The following is a 16,123-nucleotide window of genomic DNA, read 5'->3' on the forward strand; positions in this document are numbered from 1 at the left end:
ATAGCATGGAAAAGAAGAAGTAAAATTTGGGATGGAAAGAATGGCAGTTCTGATGTAATGTTTGGAGGGGGATGAGGAGAAATGTAAAAAATAGCAGCCGGAATGTAAAGTTTTGTATTCGGAGAGAGAAAAGCAGGAGGCGCAGAGACAAAGATTTATGTTATAATGCATAGGAAAATAGATGTGTCAGGAGATGGGGGGCACAATGGAAATATGTAAATGTCGCATGGAGACAAGGTATTCGGTGTGTGATAGTTCTTAATTCTGTGGACATTGAGGAGGTATAGATCATGTTAAGAATTGGAATCTGTGATGATGAATGCTATGCAAGAGATGCGCTTCGGTTGGAACTTGAGAAACTCTTGGAAGAAACCGAGGAGATTGTCTATGAGTTTTCCGGGGGAGAGACGGCGGTCAGTTGGCTGAAGAAACATCCGGGTGAGATTGACCTTCTGTTTCTGGATGTGGAGATGAAAGGGGTTAACGGAATCCGGACAGCGGAGCAGATCCGGGAATTTGATACAAGAATCCAGATCGTGTTTGTGACTGGTTTTCGGGATTTTGTGTTTGAGGGGTACCGTGTGCAGGCAGTTGATTATCTTGTAAAGCCTGTGGATGCGGACCGGCTTTCCAGTGTGCTTTCGCGTGTGCGCAGACAGCTGGAGCAGGTGCGGCAGAAGCAGTTTGTCTTTCAGAATGGGGACGGCGTATACAGGCTTTACCAGGATGAAATACAGTATTTTTACAGTGAGAAGAGAAAAGTGGTGGCGGTGACAAGGGAAAAGGAGCTGTCCTTCTATGCCAAACTGGATGAGGTGGAAGCTCGGGTCGGGAGAACTTTCGTGCGGATCCATCAGCGCTACCTAGTCAATGCAGATGCGGTGTCCTATATCGGCGCATCTTCGGTGCGGATCGGAAGCGAGGAACTGCCGATCAGCCGGGCGCTGAAGCAGGATGCGGTTGCAGCGCTTGCGAAAGCCATGATCGGTGGTGATCTCTCATGATAGAAAAAGTGATTCTTTCGATTGCGGAGTATTTCAGGGTGTTTCAGATAATCTGCTCAATCTTTATTGCTTTGGCAGTCAGCTTTACGATCGAACGATTTTTTGTGGTACGCCGACAGTGGTACTGGAAGCTTCTGCTCTTTGGATGCAGTTGGCTCCTGAGCTCTATGCCGTTTTTTATCGGGGATCTGGTGAACCTCCCTCCGACGGTGCTGATATTTGTGGCGGGAATCCTGCTCGGATGTGAAGGAAGTCTGTTAAAAAAGCTGTCACTTTCCTTTATGATTATCAGCCTGACATCTTCTTTTAGTGTGCTGATAGATAATTATCTATTGTCGGCTGACAGTGGAATACCGACGGAGCAGGAAAGAATCGTCTATCTGTCTGTAAAACTGCTTTTTTACCTGATGATCTATTGCAGTGTGAAAAAATTTGTCCCGAAGAAATTCTATGAGTTGTCCAATCGGCTCTGGAGTCTTTTGGGACTGTTGACGTTGACACCTTTTTGTACCGTTTTGTTGGTTGTGTTGTTTCAGGAGTACAATGGTGAAATTCTTACAGCAAATGCGGCGTTCAATAAGACGATCCTCTGTCTTTGTATCCTTTCATTTGTCGGTCTGATCTGGGCAGTCGTCGTGTTATCCCATCAGTATGAGCTGGAGCAGAGCAGCAGGCTTTTAGAAATGAATCAGCTCTATTATGAATCATTGGAGCGGCAGCAGCTGGAAGTCAGAAAACTGCGGCACGATATGACAAATCATCTTCAGACACTTGCAGGACTTTCCGGGGAGGAACACAAGGCATATCTCGACAAACTTCTGGATCGTCCGGGGATCAAAAGGAATGTACAGTATTGTGAAAATCCGGTGATCAATGCCGTGCTGAGTACAAAGACCGGCAAAATGGAGCTGGAACAGATTGCATTTGCGTATGATCTGCAAGTGCCGTCCAAAATTGACATGGATTCGGTGGATCTCTCGGTGTTGTTTGCAAACAGTCTTGACAATGCGATCGAGGCGTGTGAAAAATTGCCCGGACAAAAAAGAAAAATTTCTCTGCAGGCCAAGAATGAGAAAGGATTGTTTGTGATGAAGATAGAAAACACTGCAAAAAGTGAAGGAAAAATTTCGGAAAAGGCTGCGCCGTGCCTCCTTCCGCAGACGACGAAGAAAGATCGGAAGCTGCACGGATATGGGTTGAAGAGCATTCAGGAGATCGTACAGAGATATGGGGGAAGCATGGAAATTACAAAAGAAGAGGAGCGGTTTGTGCTGTTTCTGTATATTCCGGTGATGATATAGCGCCCGGGATGGAACTTTATCTGCCCCAAAAGCTGTGCGGCAGACTTATCTTGGATCTGCAGACCGCACTCCCTGCGAGATAAAAAGAAGGACTGGTCGACTTATCCCTCTTTCTGTGATATGATAATCCTTGTATTAACAATCACAGAAAGGGGGATTTTCATGGAAAATATGTCTGAGGACAGAGAAAAAAATACGGCGAAAGAGCCGTCAAATCATATATGTATCGGGTTGTTGGCCCATGTAGATGCAGGAAAGACAACCTTGTCGGAAAGTATGCTCTATCTGAGCGGAAGGATCCGGCAGCAGGGAAGGGTGGACCATGGGAATGCCTATCTGGATACTTATGAACTGGAGCGTGCGAGGGGAATTACGATTTTTTCCAAGCAGGCAGAGCTTGTGTTTGGAGAACTGAAGGTTACACTGCTGGATACGCCGGGGCATGTGGACTTCTCAGCAGAAATGGAGCGGACACTCCGGGTGCTTGATTATGCAATCCTTGTGATCAACGGAGCGGACGGTGTGCAGGGGCATACGGAGACACTGTGGAAGCTCTTAAAGCAGTATCGGATCCCGGTCTTTTTGTTCATCAACAAAATGGATCAAAATGATACGGATGCAGAGAAATTGCTGGAGGAACTGCGTGTGAAGCTTTCAGGAAGCTGTATCCGGTTTGGGGAAGCGGAAGATTCGGAAGAATTTTTGGAAAATGTAGCTATGGCAGAGGAGCAGGTGCTGGAAACGTATCTGGAACATGGTACGATCGAACGGGGGGAGATTTCCAGACTGATCTGGGAGCGGAAAGTATTTCCGTGTTATTTCGGCTCTGCGTTAAAAAATATTGGGGTGAAGGAATTCCTTGCCGGCTTGGAATGCTATGCCAAAGAGCGGTCCTACCCGGAAGAATTTGGCGCAAAAGTCTATAAGATCGCGCGGGATCCGCAGGGGAACCGTCTGACATATCTGAAAGTGACCGGGGGTGTATTAAAAGTCCGGGATCTGATACGATATCAGGATGTAGAGGAGAAGGTTAGCCAGATCCGGATTTATTCCGGTGAGAAATATGATGCGGTTCAGGAAGTGCGTGCAGGGCGCGTGTGTGCGGTGACCGGGCTTACGAAAACGTATCCGGGAGAAGGACTTGGGGCAGAGCCGCCATCGGAAGGGCCGGTGCTGACTCCGGTTTTAAATTATCAGCTGATACTCCCGGAAGGATGCGATACCCACGGAATGCTGCTCAAGCTTCGCCAGCTGGAGGAAGAAGATCCGGAGCTTCATATCGTGTGGAATGAGGAACTTGGGGAAATTCATGCGCAGTTGATGGGGGAAGTACAGACAGAGATTTTACAAAGTATGATCCGGGAACGATTTCAGACAGAGGTCACGTTTGGACCGGGAAATATTGTATATAAGGAGACGATCAAACGTCCGGTGGAAGGTGTCGGGCATTTTGAGCCGCTGCGCCATTATGCGGAAGTACATCTGCTTCTAGAACCAGGAGAATCGGGAAGTGGACTTGTGTTTGCGGCAGACTGCAGTGAGGATGTCCTTGACCGAAACTGGCAGCGGCTGATTTTAACACATTTGGCCGAAAAAGAGCATAGGGGTGTGCTGACTGGATCTGCGATCACAGATATGAAGATTACGCTTGTTGCAGGCAGGGCACATCTGAAGCATACAGAAGGAGGAGATTTCCGTCAGGCAACTTACCGTGCGGTTCGCCAAGGGTTAAAATCGACAGAAAGTGTGCTTTTGGAACCGTACTATGAATTTCGGATGGAGATCCCGGCTGAATTTGTCGGAAGAGCACTGACAGATATTCAGAGAATGGCAGGAGAATTTCAGACACCGGATACAGAGGGAGACTTTGCGGTGATCACCGGGAGCGCTCCAGTATCTGAGATGAGGGATTATCAGCTGGAAGTGACAAGTTACACGAAAGGAAGAGGACGACTGTTCTGTACTTTAAAGGGATATGCACCTTGCCACAATGCAGAGGAAGTGATAGAGCAGATCGGATATGATTCAGAGGGAGATCTGGACAATCCGACCGGATCCGTTTTCTGTGCGCATGGAGCAGGTTTTCATGTCAGCTGGGATCAAGTGCCGGATCATATGCATTTGGAATATGTGTGGACACCTGAGGCAGAAAAAGAGAAATCGGCAATTGAGGCTAAGAAAGGTCAGGGAAGCGTACAGAGTGGAAGAGTTTCGAGTAGTTTTTCAAGAAGTGTTGAAGAGGATAAAGAACTAGAGGAAATTTTCCTTCGTACCTATGGAAAAATAGAGAGAAAACGTCCGATTGCTGAGCGGCGAGTAGAGAGCCCGGAGGAAAGACAAAAGCGGATTCGAAAGGATCAGATGGAAGAATATCTGCTTGTAGATGGATACAATGTGATTTTTGCATGGGAAGATCTAAAAGAGCTTGCAAAAGTCAATATCGAAGGGGCGAGAAATAAACTGATGGATGTGTTGTGCAACTATCAGGGATTCAAGAAATGTAATCTGATTCTTGTGTTTGATGCATACAAGGTGCAAGGGCAGGAATTAGGGGTTCAGAAATACCATAACATCTATGTCGTGTATACGAAAGAAGCGGAGACTGCAGACCAGTATATTGAAAAAGTTGTTCATGAGATTGGAAGAAAATACCATGTAACGGTTGCTACTTCGGATAATGTAGAGCAGGTTGTGACACTGGGGCAAGGTGGAAAGCTGTTATCTGCCCGGGAGCTTCGGACAGAGGTGGAAGAAGTGCAGCGCCAGATAAGAGAAGAATATCTGAATCGTCCGCAGAAGGGGAAAAACTATCTGTTTGATTATCTCGATGAAGAGATTTCCGGTCAGATGGAAGAGGTACGACTTGGGAAAAAAGAGCTAAAGGATGTCTGGGGAGAGTGAAGATGCACGAAAGTGATGAATGGATGCAAACAAACTTGATATCATTCATTCCCACTTTCGTGTTTTTGTTTTATAACATTTCTTCCAGTGTCTGATAAAGTGATAGGGAGTTCATTTCGTCGATTGTAAATTCTTTTGTAAAAGCGATGATTCCATCTTGAATCTCCTGGCGGCTGTAATTGTGATCCGATAAGAAATTATCGGTATATTCGTTAATATGCGAATAGAACGTCAGTCCCATCAGCAGATAGTCTTTGCTGTCAGGTTCGACATTTGCGTATAGAAGGTTCTCGGCTTCGTTGATTTTTCCGCCGTCTGCGAGGGAAAGGATCCGTGCGAAAATATCATCGCATGGGGTGTAAAGCCCATCAGAGGGCAGTTCATAGACCGTATCTGACTTCCCAGTGATCAGCTTGATGAAGAAGCTGACGATACTTTTGATCATCCGCATAATATAATCTTGCTCAAATTCCATAGAGACCTCTCCTTATTTCTGAAGCATAGTTTCGGTGTGATGTAGTGTTACAGTTGTAAGCATATCAGGCTGGACTTTGCCAACGGTGTTGTACAATTTCGATCAGTCAAGAAAATCTGTGTCATCATCGAACTGTCTGGCCAGCTTTTTCTGGCGATACTTTGTGAAAGTTCCCATTAGAAACAAAACTACAAACATCAAAAAGAAAATACTGATGGCAAACAGGGCGCAAATGGACAGTACATGTTCAGAGCCGTTGCATGCGAGACCTGCGCCGAGTAAAAAGGTAAAAATCAGTGTTCCAATCAGGCTGGCACTAAGATAAGTCTTCATACATGGTGTAGAGTCATATCCCCAAAGCCCTTTTTTCACACAGCCGATCACAACGATCAGACATCCGACCAGAAATGAAATATTTTCTCCGGCAATCTGCTTTGGACCTGCCCCGAGAAAAAGTGATTGCACCAGAAGTGACAGAAGGAGTACGCCCCACATAATCCAGAATCCAGTGCGTTCTACTTTCATCATTTCCAGTTCCTGACGTTCGTCAATAATTTTCTTCATAGCTACTCAACCTCCCAAAATAAATCGTCTAATGTTTTGCCCAAAGCCTTGCAGATTCGGATACATAGTTTCAGCGAAGGATTGAAATCTCCGGCCTCAATCATACCGATCGTCTGTCTGGTCACATCGGTCATCTCTGCAAGCTGGATTTGCGAAAGCCCTTGTTCCATGCGGGCAATCTTTAGTTTCATATTTTTCATATACGGTTAAGAATCTCCCTTCCAGCCAGTAGATGCAATGCATGCTGCTGACTTGATTTCTGTCTTCTTGTCTTCAGTATATGAAATATGTAAAAGTATGTCAAGTATATATTGCATTTTGTGTAATATAGTTTGCATACAGGGCGCCGTAAAAGTATTATTTTGAAAACAAAAGAAGACAGAAACATTGTAAAGCAAATACGAAAAGTCTTGCTTTGCTCAGTTTCTGTCTTCTGTATCAAATTTGCAAAGGTATCTGTCTGACTAGCAGATTAATTCCGCCTGTCAAATCCATGGATCCAGTCTGCTTTAAAATAGTAGATGATAAATAAAATCGAACTTAATGTCCAGGTGATCGGGTATGCCCAGAAGATGACTTTGATATCTGGGATGATCCGGACAGCGACGGTAATGTAAGATACACGGATTATGCACCAGCAGATCAGCATAACGAACATCGGTATCGTAGATTTTCCAGCCCCGCGGAGGATTCCGGCAATACAGTGCGAAAATGCGAGGAGGAAGTAGAACAAAGTAATGGTACGTGCCTGTGCAGTTCCAAAAGCTACCACCTGTGGATCATTGTTAAATGCGGCAACAAGGTATGGAGCGGTAAAGAAGATAATGATTCCGACAATCTCTGCCATAGTAATGGAACAGAGCACACCGAATTTTGCGCCTTTTTTTGCACGTTCGTACTGTCTGGCGCCGAGGTTCTGGCTGATAAAGGTAGTCAGAGACAGTGCAAAGCATGTGATCGGCAGGAAGCCAAATCCCTCGATCTTTGAGTAAGCACCGCAGCCGGCAACAGCCATTTTCCCAAAGGAGTTGATGTTGGACTGCACGATGACATTTGCGAAAGAAATGATCGAGTTCTGGAAGCCAGAAGGAAGTCCGTTAGAAATAATCAGCTTTAGCATTGGAAAGTCAAAGCGGATTTTCTTTAGGTGAATTTGATAATCTTCTTTGCAGCGCATCAGATGGATCAGGCAGAGGATTGCACTTAAAAACTGTGAAAGGATTGTGGCGACGGCTGCGGATCCCACACCAAATCTGAACACACCGATAAAAAGCAAATCTAGAACTACATTTGTCACAGAGGAAATGATCAGGTAGATCAAAGGATGTCTGCTGTCACCGACAGACTGAAGGATTCCAACAAAAATATTATAGAGTACAAATGCAATGGATCCGAGGAAGTAGATGCGGAAATACAGCACTGAATTTTTTAATACATCTGCGGGAGTCCCCATCCACCTAAGAAAAGTAGGTGTCATGATCAGTCCGATGGCAGTCAAAAGAATTCCTGCCACAATTCCAAAAGCAACGGTTGTGTGAATGGCATCCTGTACTTTTTCTTTCTCGCGTGCGCCAAAGTATCTGGCAATGACGACGCCGGCACCAAGTGAGATACCATTGAAAAAGCCGACCATTAGAAAAATGAGACTTCCGGAGGAACTGACAGCGGCAAGGGCATCACTTCCAAGGAAGTTTCCAACGATCAGGGAGTCGGCGGTGTTATAAAGCTGCTGGAAGAGGTTTCCAAGGAACAGCGGAATGGCAAATAGGATCATCCGTTTCCAAATGGGCCCCTCAGTCATTAAAGTAGACTTTGTTTTCGTATTCATAATTCAGATCTCTCCATTCCTAAAATAATATCTTTTCTTATTATAGCATGCCTTCTGATCAGTGAACAAAAAAGTTGTATGAATGAGAAAAATATATTATAATACACAATAATTTACAACGATTGTGGAAAGAGCCAGACGAGATAAAGACATTTACAGAGGAGGAAGAAAATATCTCGAAAGAAAGGGTACAGAGAATGGAAAAGAAAGGGATTATTTTTGATTTAGACGGAACGATTTTGGATTCGATGCATATCTGGGAAGAAATTGATAAGAAATTTCTTGGAAAAAGAGGACTGGAAGTTCCGGAAGATTATTTGAGAAGTATTGCGCCTCTTGGGTTTGAACGGGCGGCAGTCTATACCATTGAACGGTTTGGATTTTTAGAAACACCTGAGCAGATTATTGCAGAATGGTACCAGATGGCAACAGATGCTTATGCAAATCAAGTACAGCTAAAGCCGTCAGCAGAGGAATATCTTCGTTATCTGAAAAAACGGGGGATCAAGATTGGAATTGCAACATCCTGTGAACCACAGATGTTTTTGCCGGCATTGGAGCGAAATGGAATTTTGGATCTGTTTGAGTCCTACACAACTGTGCGAGAAGTACCGAGGGGAAAAGAGTTTCCGGATATTTATGAGAGACAGGCTGAAAAGATGGGACTTTTGCCGGAAGAATGTGCAGTATTTGAAGATATTCTAAAAGCGGTACAAGGGGCGAATGCAGGAGGATTTTATACGGTAGGTGTGTACGATGCACATTCAAAAGATGAATGGGAAGAAATCCAAAGGCACGCAGACAGCTTTATTTACAACTATAAGGAGTTGATCAGATGAAGAAGATTATTTTAGCTTCCGGTTCGCCGAGACGCAGAGAGTTGCTCGAGCAGATCGGATATACATTTGAGGTTGTGACAAGCGAAAAAGAAGAGGTATATCAAAGCACGGAACCGCAGGAAATCGTAAAGGAACTGGCGCTTTTAAAAGCAAAGGACGTGGCGGAGAAAACTGCATCGGATAGAGAAGAAGATTGTGGCCGGATAATCATCGGTGCAGATACTGTTGTGGCGCATGAAGGGAAGATTTTAGGAAAGCCAAAAGATAAGGAAGATGCAGAGCGCATGCTGGAAGCACTTCAGGGGGATGCCCATGATGTTTATACCGGAGTAGCTGTGATCTGCTATGACAAGGAGGGGAAAGAAGAAGTCATTTCCCATGCGGTCCAGACAAAAGTATATGTAGATGTAATGACAGAGGAGGAGATTCAGTCCTATATTGCGACTGGGGAACCAATGGATAAAGCGGGCGCATACGGAATACAAGGCAGATTTGCAGCACATATTGCAAAGATTGACGGGGATTACTATAATGTGGTCGGACTTCCGGTGTCTTATATTTATAAAGTGCTTCGGGAAAAAATCTGATTATTAAACATGGAAAAAGCCTTTGTTTTTGCGATTTGAAGGAAGTTATAGGGTAAAAAGCAGGAAAAAATAAAAAAACATAGGAATGTAGAAGAAAATCTTTTACATTCTCTTTGTTTTATATTATAATACTGTTGCAATATGCAGAGATGCCGGATTTATGATTCTGACATCCTGTGCAGGAAGCAAGTAAATTAAAGAAATAGATTTGGAGAGTGCAAAAGATGGAACGTAAAGTAGGTACTATATCAAGAGGAATCCGCTGCCCGATCATCAGAGAAGGCGACAACCTCGCAAATATTGTAGTAGAAAGTGTATTAGATGCAGCAACAAGCGAAGGCTTTGAGTTAAGAGACAGAGATGTCATCTCCCTGACAGAGTCAATCGTTGCAAGAGCACAGGGAAACTACGCTTCTGTTGAGGCAATCGCAAGTGATGTAAGAGAAAAATTAGGCGGTGAGACAATCGGTGTTATTTTCCCGATCTTATCCAGAAACCGTTTTGCGATCTGCTTAAAAGGAATTGCGATGGGCGCAAAGAAAGTAGTTCTTATGCTGAGCTATCCGAGTGATGAAGTTGGAAATCAGCTTGTATCTTTAGACAAGCTGGATGAAGCAGGAATCAATCCATACAGCGATGTACTTACTTTGGAGAAATACAGAGAACTGTTCGGAGAGAATAAGCATGAATTTACAGGTGTAGATTATGTAGAATATTACGGACAGCTGATCAGAGAAGCAGGTGCAGAAGTAGAGATTATCTTTGCAAACAATCCGAGAACAATCTTAGATTATACAAAGAATGTAATGACTTGTGATATCCACACAAGAGCAAGAACAAAACGTATTCTCAAAGCAGCAGGTGCAGAGCGTGTATGCGGAATGGACGACATCCTGACAGCGCCGGTAGATGGAAGCGGATGCAATGAGAGATATGGATTGTTAGGATCTAACAAGTCTACAGAAGGCATGATCAAGTTATTCCCAAGAGAGTGCCGTGATCTTGTAGATGAGATTCAAAAACAGATCTTGGACAAGACAGGAAAACATGTGGAAGTAATGGTATACGGAGATGGAGCATTTAAAGATCCTCAGGGAAAAATTTGGGAATTAGCTGATCCGGTTGTATCTCCGGCATTCACAGACGGACTTCGCGGAACTCCGAACGAAGTAAAATTAAAATACCTTGCAGATAACGATTTCAAAGATTTAAGCGGAGAAGCTTTAAAAGAAGCAATTTCCAAGAGAATCAAAGAAAAGAGTGACAATCTTGTCGGAGATATGGCTTCTCAGGGAACGACACCGAGACAGCTCACAGATCTGATTGGTTCCCTCTGTGACCTTACAAGTGGTTCCGGAGACAAAGGAACACCGGTTGTGTTAGTGCAAGGATACTTTGATAACTACACAAACTAGTGTAAAAAGCAGAAACGATACAGCAGTAAGAACTGTTAAAAGTTTATAAAGACTGGAAATGAGGCATTGTCGATGATCAGAAGATCATTTGGCAATGCCTTTTTCAATAGTTCAAAAAATGCAATATTTTGTATAAAAAGCACAAGAAAATGTGAAAGAAAGGTGATACGATACAGTTAGATGAAACAGCAAAGGGAGGAAAAGAACTATGGAAATTAAAAAAGAGAATATGGAGTGGCTTGCAGAAGCGATGCACTATGTAAAGAGCAAAGTGAATGAGAGTCTGCCAAAGTATTCAACAGTTTTTCCGACATCAAGTTCCGAAAACCTGATTTATGGAGAAATGGGGAATAAAGATTAGACAGAAGGATTTTGGACAGGGATTTTGTGGCTTTTGTATGAAGACACAAACGAGGAAAAGTATCTTTCTGCATTGGAGACATTGCTCCGCACATTTCAAGAGAGATTAGATCAGAACATTGGTTTAAATACACATGATATTGGATTCTTATACTCTTTATCCACACTTGTGGGTTATAAAATTACAGGAAATGAAAAGGCACTGGAGTTCTCGGTGCGCGCTGCAGATTATCTTATGGAACGATACAGTGAAAAGACTCAGATTATTCAGGCATGGGGCGTTTATGGATTTGCGCTCAGCTATGCACATACGGGAATTCTTGCATGTGGGCTTCTGGAATTAAGTAAGCACCTTCCGGTCTTAGATCCAAGAAAGAAAGAATATGAGGAAACGGCAGTTCAAATTGTGAAGTCACTGTTTGAAAATTATACAACGGAGAAAGATCTTTCAAATGGGATTATCAAACATGGAGTATATGCAATTCCATTCCATGTTGGAGTCGATGAATGTTGTATCTGGGGAGACTATTTTTATGTGGAAGCATTAATGCGTTTAAGAAATGTCTGGAATATGTATTGGTAAGGGAGAAGAATGAGATGATTCTGCATGCGTTGGAAAAAGTAGCATCCGAAAAAGGGTTTTCGGTAGACAATTATGGGATGTATTCTGCAGAAGACGAGTGTCAGTTGACATATGTGCAGGTTGGGATTCTTGCAGCAGTTTTATTAAATGCAGGGGCGGCGGACTATGTGATCACCGGATGCGGAACTGGTGAAGGAGCTATGCTTGCATGTAATTCTTTTCCAGGTGTGATTTGTGGACATGTAGAAGATGCATTAGATGCTTATACATTTGCACAGATCAATGACGGAAATGCAATTGCAATCCCATTTGCAAAAGGATTTGGATGGGGTGGAGAACTGAATTTGGAGTATATCTTTGAAAAACTATTCGCAGAAGAGAGTGGACAAGGATATCCAAGAGAGCGTGCAGTTCCGGAACAGAGAAATAAGAGGATTTTGGATGAAGTAAAAAAAGTGACTTACAAAGATCTGCCTACAATCTTAAAAGAACTTGATCGTGATCTTGTGAGAGGGGCATTGCAGGGGAAAAGATTTGAGGAACTTTTCTTTGCGAATTGCAAATGTGAAACGCTGGCAGAATGTGTGAGAGAAATTTTGAAGGAAGATTAAGATGTTAAAAGTAACAATAAAAAATGCCGAGGGACAAGAAATATTAAGTAAAGAGGGAGAGCAGGAAATTGCATTTCTCTGTGAACGAACTTATGAAGAGGGGGATCGTATTGTAGTGGAAAGCAGTGAGAAAAACTTACCGAAATCTGGCGCTGAATGTCAACAATCAGTCATGTAGTACAACTTGTTATCCACATGTATCTGCAAATGTAGAAACGAGAGGAGAAGCTGTCTTTGCAGCAGTCAATGTAGTTGACGGAGTGACTGCAAATGAAGGACATTGGAAGTGGCCGTTTCAATCGTGGGGAATTAATCGTCGTGAGGATGCGGCGATCAAGATTGACTTTGGAAGAGAAGTGGAGATTGATCGGATTATTCTCTATACGAGAGCAGATTTTCCGCATGAATTTATGATTGAAAAAAGGAAAGTGAGCTGGATAGAATTGTGCGATCTGATCAAAGCAGACGATCCATCTCCATTTCCGGCGCTGACACAGATTGAAGTGTATGGAAACGACTTGTAAGTGAAGAAAATTCCAAAAAAGTTACCACATCCTTCAGGATTGCGTTAACTTCTTTTTGTTGCGGTTTTATTTGGGTTTGCAGGATGCTGTGTGTCTAAAGCTGCTCGGAATATTAAGAAGAAAACTGAGAGTATTTCTTTGGTGAGATGCCGACTGCCTTTGTAAATGTCTTCAGGAAGTTACTGTAATCGTTGAACCCGCATTCCTCACATGCCTCATTGACCGATTTTCCTTCAGCAAGCAATGACTTTGCGATCGTGATTCGTTTGGCAGTAATATATTTGTTGATCGTTGTCCCGGTCGCAGATTTGAAAATGCGGCACAGGTAGGAAGGACTCAGATAGAAATTTTCGGAGAGTTCTTCGATTGTCAGTGGATTCTGAATGTGCTGGTTGATATAAGTCAGAATCCGGTCAACCTGCTGGTGCTGTGTCCAGCGCACAGAAGATGTGACAGGAAGATTGTTGTCAGAGAAAATTTTATTCAAAAATACCATTAATTCTGTGAACGTGGCTTTCTCTATAAGATCTGCGCCGAATCCATCTGTGCTGACAAGTTTATGAATGAAGTACTGAAAGAGCTTTTGCTCCTCGGCATTCAGAGAGCGCTTGTGCAGATTTGGATTGGAAGCATCACGAGAAGAAAAGCAGTTATCCAGGTTGGTCTGCCCAGAAGAAAGCTGTTTTAAAAAGTCTGGGAAGATAGATAAAACAATCCGCTCATGGACTTTCTCATCAATATAAGTTAAATGGTGGCTTTCATACTGATTAATGAAGAAAATATCCCCTGGTTCGATGCTGTAGAACCGGTTATCATCATTGTATAAGTGGGAAACAGCAAAAGTTTTCTGATCTAAACAAGAAGCGATTGCTTCTTTACATGAACGTTGTAATTCCATATCAAACCTTCTCAAAATTTGATAAAATTATAGCAGATTTTGTGGATTTTTACAATTCGTCTTTGGGTGATTGTACTCTTTTAAAAAGTATTTGCTGCCTTTTTCGGAAAACACCTGCTGCCCTATATTGACATTCTAGGAGCGTCAATTTATAATCAACAATTAGGGGACTAACAAATGGAGGATAATATGGAACGGGACATTGCGATTGGCAGAATAATCGGCATTTTGTCAAATCAGATCAAGAGACAATTTGACAGTTCTGCCTCAAAGACAGGTGTGACCGGAGTGCAGGGACGGGTGTTGCATTATCTTTTGGGACAGCCAAGAGAACAGGAGATTTTTCAGAAGGATCTGGAGGAAGAGTTTAATTTAAGAAGATCTTCAGCTACGGGTATCTTACAGCTTATGGAGAAGAACGGATATATCGAACGGGTTCCGGTGGAATATGATGCGAGATTGAAGAAAATAGTAGTACTTCCGAAAGGGCTGGAGGCAAGTGCGGCAGTGGATGAGGATATACGATATGTAGAATCTAAGCTGCAAGATGGCCTGACAGAGGAAGAATTGGAAATTTTTCGACGGGCAGCAAAGAAGATGCTAAGAAATCTTCAACAGTCGAGGGATGGAGAAGAAAAAGGATAATTTTATCTTGTAAGGGAAAAGAGCGGATAGCTGCAAGGCTAAAAATAGAATTGACAAGTGAAAATAACCGTGCTATTCTGTTACGGTGTAAAATAAAGTGCCGGATGGGCTATAAATTTTTTCTGTTTCTGATTTAAACAGAAAAGATTTATAGCCTTTTTGTGTACTAAAAAAGGAAAAGATAAAGGAGGAATTGTTAAATGAAACAATCAGAAAATCAAATGGGAACGAAAGCAATTTTTCCTCTCTTGATGGGGATGTCTGTTCCGCCGATGATTTCGATGCTGATTCAATCTTTATACAATATCGTAGACAGTATTTTTGTAGCTAAGCTGGGAGAGGAGGCGCTTACAGCAGTCTCTCTCGCTTATCCGCTTCAGAATTTAGTACTTGCCGTGGCGGTAGGACTTGGTGTAGCAACGAATGCAGCGATTGCAAGAAATCTTGGAGCAAAAAAAAGTGAGGAGGCAAATGATGCGGCGGCACATGGGCTTGTACTGACAGGTATTCATTCGATATTTTTTATTTTGCTTGGAATCTTTTTTACAAAACCATTTTTGCAGATGTTCACAGATAATCCGACTGTGCTGGAATGGTCCTGTCAGTATTCTTATATTGTAATCTGCCTTTCGTTTGGATCGCTCTTTCATATTGAAATTGAAAAGATGTTTCAGGCGACAGGAAATATGTTTTTACCGATGATCATGCAGGGGGTGGGAGCGATTGTGAATATTATCCTTGATCCGATCATGATCTTTGGACTGTTTGGATTCCCGGCGATGGGAGTACGGGGAGCAGCGACAGCGACGATTCTTGGACAGTTTTCCGCGTGCATGTTATCCATCATCTTGTTTTGTAGACACAGTGGAGGGCTTCAGATTCATATGAAAGGATTCCGCATGAAAGGAAGGATTGTCAGACAGCTGTATCTTGTGGCAGTTCCATCTACGGTGATGATGTCCCTTCCGTCTATCCTGATTGGTGTTTTGAATGGAATTCTAGGAGCTGTTTCCCAGACAGCAGTTGCGGTACTTGGAGTATATTTTAAACTTCAGATGTTTGTCTATATGCCGGCAAATGGAATCATTCAAGGAATGCGTCCGATCATCAGTTACAATTATGGAGCAGGGGCTAAGAAGAGGCTTCATGAGACAATTAAAGTTAGTGTGCTGGTGACAGCGGTCATTATGACAGTGGGAACGATTTTGTTTATGGGATTCCCGGAGCCGGTTCTTTCTTTGTTCAGTGCCACAGAAGAAATGCAGAAGATGGGAGCACAGGCGCTTCGGATCATTGGAACTGGATTTATTGTATCTACATTAGGAACAGTATTTGCCGGTGTGTTTGAGTCGATGGGAAAAGGAATTGCATCGCTGATCGTATCTCTGTTACGACAGCTGGTCATCATTGTTCCATGTTCTTTGATGCTGATCAAGGTGATGGGAGTTGCGGGAGTGTGGTTGACATTTCCAGTATCAGAGGCAGTGGCAGCAGTTGTTGCCTCTATTCTTCTGTACCGTATGATGAAGAAAATTTAGCATGCATAATTTTGGGCGATCGGATAGTACTTGTTCACAATCTTAAAGAA

17 protein-coding genes and 1 pseudogene are annotated in these 16,123 nt (G+C 43.1%); 13 read left to right on the top strand and 5 right to left on the bottom strand.

Features of this window, described 5'->3' with window-relative positions:
• Positions 1-290: 290 nt before the first annotated feature.
• The 3 genes from ACGG81_RS02390 (at position 291) to ACGG81_RS02400 (ending at position 5,206) form a co-directional block, all read left to right on the top strand.
• Positions 291-1,004, top strand: a complete 714-nt coding sequence (locus tag ACGG81_RS02390; protein ID WP_009263156.1) for a LytR/AlgR family response regulator transcription factor — start codon at positions 291-293, stop codon at positions 1,002-1,004.
• Entirely contained in the window at positions 1,001-2,305 is a 1,305-nt protein-coding gene (locus ACGG81_RS02395; protein ID WP_390109365.1) for a sensor histidine kinase, read from the top strand. The genes ACGG81_RS02390 and ACGG81_RS02395 overlap by 4 nt, the downstream gene beginning before the upstream one ends.
• Positions 2,306-2,467: 162 nt before the next feature.
• Complete coding sequence (locus ACGG81_RS02400) at positions 2,468-5,206, top strand: NYN domain-containing protein (RefSeq protein ID WP_390109368.1); 2,739 nt, start codon at positions 2,468-2,470, stop codon at positions 5,204-5,206.
• A 70-nt stretch (positions 5,207-5,276) separates the two neighbouring features.
• On the opposite strand, the gene ACGG81_RS02405 is transcribed toward ACGG81_RS02400, so the two are convergent.
• From ACGG81_RS02405 to ACGG81_RS02420, 4 genes are all read right to left on the bottom strand, one after another.
• Positions 5,277-5,681 (bottom strand): DUF6483 family protein, encoded by a 405-nt coding sequence (locus tag ACGG81_RS02405; protein ID WP_009263153.1) that lies wholly within the window; start codon positions 5,679-5,681, stop codon positions 5,277-5,279.
• A gap of 102 nt (positions 5,682-5,783) precedes the next feature.
• On the bottom strand, positions 5,784-6,245 hold the full coding sequence (locus ACGG81_RS02410) for a DUF6773 family protein (RefSeq protein ID WP_009263152.1): 462 nt from the start codon (positions 6,243-6,245) through the stop codon (positions 5,784-5,786).
• 2 nt (positions 6,246-6,247) lie between these two features.
• On the bottom strand, positions 6,248-6,445 hold the full coding sequence (locus ACGG81_RS02415) for a helix-turn-helix transcriptional regulator (RefSeq protein ID WP_390109372.1): 198 nt from the start codon (positions 6,443-6,445) through the stop codon (positions 6,248-6,250).
• 272 nt (positions 6,446-6,717) lie between these two features.
• Positions 6,718-8,073 (bottom strand): MATE family efflux transporter, encoded by a 1,356-nt coding sequence (locus ACGG81_RS02420; protein ID WP_120092874.1) that lies wholly within the window; start codon positions 8,071-8,073, stop codon positions 6,718-6,720.
• A 197-nt stretch (positions 8,074-8,270) separates the two neighbouring features.
• Here ACGG81_RS02420 and ACGG81_RS02425 point away from each other — a divergent pair, with 197 nt between their 5' ends.
• From ACGG81_RS02425 to ACGG81_RS02460, 8 genes and pseudogenes are all read left to right on the top strand, one after another.
• Positions 8,271-8,912, top strand: coding sequence for an HAD family hydrolase (locus tag ACGG81_RS02425; RefSeq protein WP_390109375.1), 642 nt, complete (start codon positions 8,271-8,273; stop codon positions 8,910-8,912).
• A complete protein-coding gene (locus tag ACGG81_RS02430; RefSeq protein WP_390109378.1) occupies positions 8,909-9,499 on the top strand; it encodes a Maf family protein in 591 nt (196 codons plus the stop codon). The genes ACGG81_RS02425 and ACGG81_RS02430 overlap by 4 nt, the downstream gene beginning before the upstream one ends.
• 224 nt (positions 9,500-9,723) lie before the next feature.
• The gene (locus ACGG81_RS02435; protein ID WP_008976766.1) at positions 9,724-10,914 is read left to right on the top strand and encodes a coenzyme F420-0:L-glutamate ligase; all 1,191 of its coding nucleotides are present in this window, start codon (positions 9,724-9,726) and stop codon (positions 10,912-10,914) included.
• A gap of 208 nt (positions 10,915-11,122) precedes the next feature.
• The gene (locus ACGG81_RS02440; protein WP_320619460.1) at positions 11,123-11,275 is read left to right on the top strand and encodes a hypothetical protein; all 153 of its coding nucleotides are present in this window, start codon (positions 11,123-11,125) and stop codon (positions 11,273-11,275) included.
• 33 nt (positions 11,276-11,308) lie between these two features.
• Complete coding sequence (locus tag ACGG81_RS02445; protein WP_320619459.1) at positions 11,309-11,857, top strand: hypothetical protein; 549 nt, start codon at positions 11,309-11,311, stop codon at positions 11,855-11,857.
• A 14-nt stretch (positions 11,858-11,871) separates the two neighbouring features.
• The gene (locus tag ACGG81_RS02450; RefSeq protein ID WP_320619458.1) at positions 11,872-12,468 is read left to right on the top strand and encodes an RpiB/LacA/LacB family sugar-phosphate isomerase; all 597 of its coding nucleotides are present in this window, start codon (positions 11,872-11,874) and stop codon (positions 12,466-12,468) included.
• Between the two features lies 1 nt (position 12,469).
• Positions 12,470-12,646 carry a hypothetical protein gene (locus tag ACGG81_RS02455; protein WP_320619457.1) on the top strand — a complete coding sequence of 59 codons (177 nt, stop codon included), beginning with the start codon at positions 12,470-12,472 and terminating at the stop codon, positions 12,644-12,646.
• Positions 12,606-12,992: pseudogene (locus tag ACGG81_RS02460) on the top strand (hypothetical protein); the annotation flags it as partial. The gene ACGG81_RS02455 and the pseudogene ACGG81_RS02460, both read left to right, overlap by 41 nt.
• Before the next feature lie 112 nt (positions 12,993-13,104).
• On the opposite strand, the gene ACGG81_RS02465 reads toward ACGG81_RS02460, so the two are convergent.
• Complete coding sequence (locus tag ACGG81_RS02465) at positions 13,105-13,890, bottom strand: AraC family transcriptional regulator (RefSeq protein WP_336304570.1); 786 nt, start codon at positions 13,888-13,890, stop codon at positions 13,105-13,107.
• Positions 13,891-14,079: 189 nt separating this feature from the next.
• On the opposite strand from ACGG81_RS02465, the gene ACGG81_RS02470 reads away from it, so the two are divergent.
• Together ACGG81_RS02470 and ACGG81_RS02475 are read left to right on the top strand one after the other, a co-directional pair.
• Positions 14,080-14,535 (top strand): MarR family winged helix-turn-helix transcriptional regulator, encoded by a 456-nt coding sequence (locus tag ACGG81_RS02470; protein ID WP_009263142.1) that lies wholly within the window; start codon positions 14,080-14,082, stop codon positions 14,533-14,535.
• Between the two features lie 200 nt (positions 14,536-14,735).
• Positions 14,736-16,073, top strand: coding sequence for an MATE family efflux transporter (locus ACGG81_RS02475; protein WP_390109385.1), 1,338 nt, complete (start codon positions 14,736-14,738; stop codon positions 16,071-16,073).
• The last annotated feature ends 50 nt before the right edge of the window (positions 16,074-16,123 follow it).

The sequence above is a fragment of the Faecalimonas umbilicata genome (genome assembly GCF_042846195.1).
Classification (GTDB): Bacteria; Bacillota; Clostridia; order Lachnospirales; family Lachnospiraceae; genus Faecalimonas; species Faecalimonas umbilicata.

Bases quoted from the DNA above. Each gene is read 5' to 3' on its own strand.
- ACGG81_RS02400 (WP_390109368.1), top strand. From the start codon at position 2,468: ATGGAAAATATGTCTGAGGACAGAGAAAAAAATACGGCGAAAGAGCCG.
- ACGG81_RS02415 (WP_390109372.1), bottom strand. From the start codon at position 6,445: ATGAAAAATATGAAACTAAAGATTGCCCGCATGGAACAAGGGCTTTCG.
- ACGG81_RS02440 (WP_320619460.1), top strand. From the start codon at position 11,123: ATGGAAATTAAAAAAGAGAATATGGAGTGGCTTGCAGAAGCGATGCAC.
- ACGG81_RS02395 (WP_390109365.1), top strand. From the start codon at position 1,001: ATGATAGAAAAAGTGATTCTTTCGATTGCGGAGTATTTCAGGGTGTTT.
- ACGG81_RS02420 (WP_120092874.1), bottom strand. From the start codon at position 8,073: ATGAATACGAAAACAAAGTCTACTTTAATGACTGAGGGGCCCATTTGG.
- ACGG81_RS02455 (WP_320619457.1), top strand. From the start codon at position 12,470: ATGTTAAAAGTAACAATAAAAAATGCCGAGGGACAAGAAATATTAAGT.
- ACGG81_RS02430 (WP_390109378.1), top strand. From the start codon at position 8,909: ATGAAGAAGATTATTTTAGCTTCCGGTTCGCCGAGACGCAGAGAGTTG.
- ACGG81_RS02405 (WP_009263153.1), bottom strand. From the start codon at position 5,681: ATGGAATTTGAGCAAGATTATATTATGCGGATGATCAAAAGTATCGTC.
- ACGG81_RS02450 (WP_320619458.1), top strand. From the start codon at position 11,872: ATGATTCTGCATGCGTTGGAAAAAGTAGCATCCGAAAAAGGGTTTTCG.
- ACGG81_RS02390 (WP_009263156.1), top strand. From the start codon at position 291: ATGTTAAGAATTGGAATCTGTGATGATGAATGCTATGCAAGAGATGCG.
- ACGG81_RS02465 (WP_336304570.1), bottom strand. From the start codon at position 13,890: ATGGAATTACAACGTTCATGTAAAGAAGCAATCGCTTCTTGTTTAGAT.
- ACGG81_RS02475 (WP_390109385.1), top strand. From the start codon at position 14,736: ATGAAACAATCAGAAAATCAAATGGGAACGAAAGCAATTTTTCCTCTC.
- ACGG81_RS02435 (WP_008976766.1), top strand. From the start codon at position 9,724: ATGGAACGTAAAGTAGGTACTATATCAAGAGGAATCCGCTGCCCGATC.
- ACGG81_RS02410 (WP_009263152.1), bottom strand. From the start codon at position 6,245: ATGAAGAAAATTATTGACGAACGTCAGGAACTGGAAATGATGAAAGTA.
- ACGG81_RS02425 (WP_390109375.1), top strand. From the start codon at position 8,271: ATGGAAAAGAAAGGGATTATTTTTGATTTAGACGGAACGATTTTGGAT.
- ACGG81_RS02470 (WP_009263142.1), top strand. From the start codon at position 14,080: ATGGAACGGGACATTGCGATTGGCAGAATAATCGGCATTTTGTCAAAT.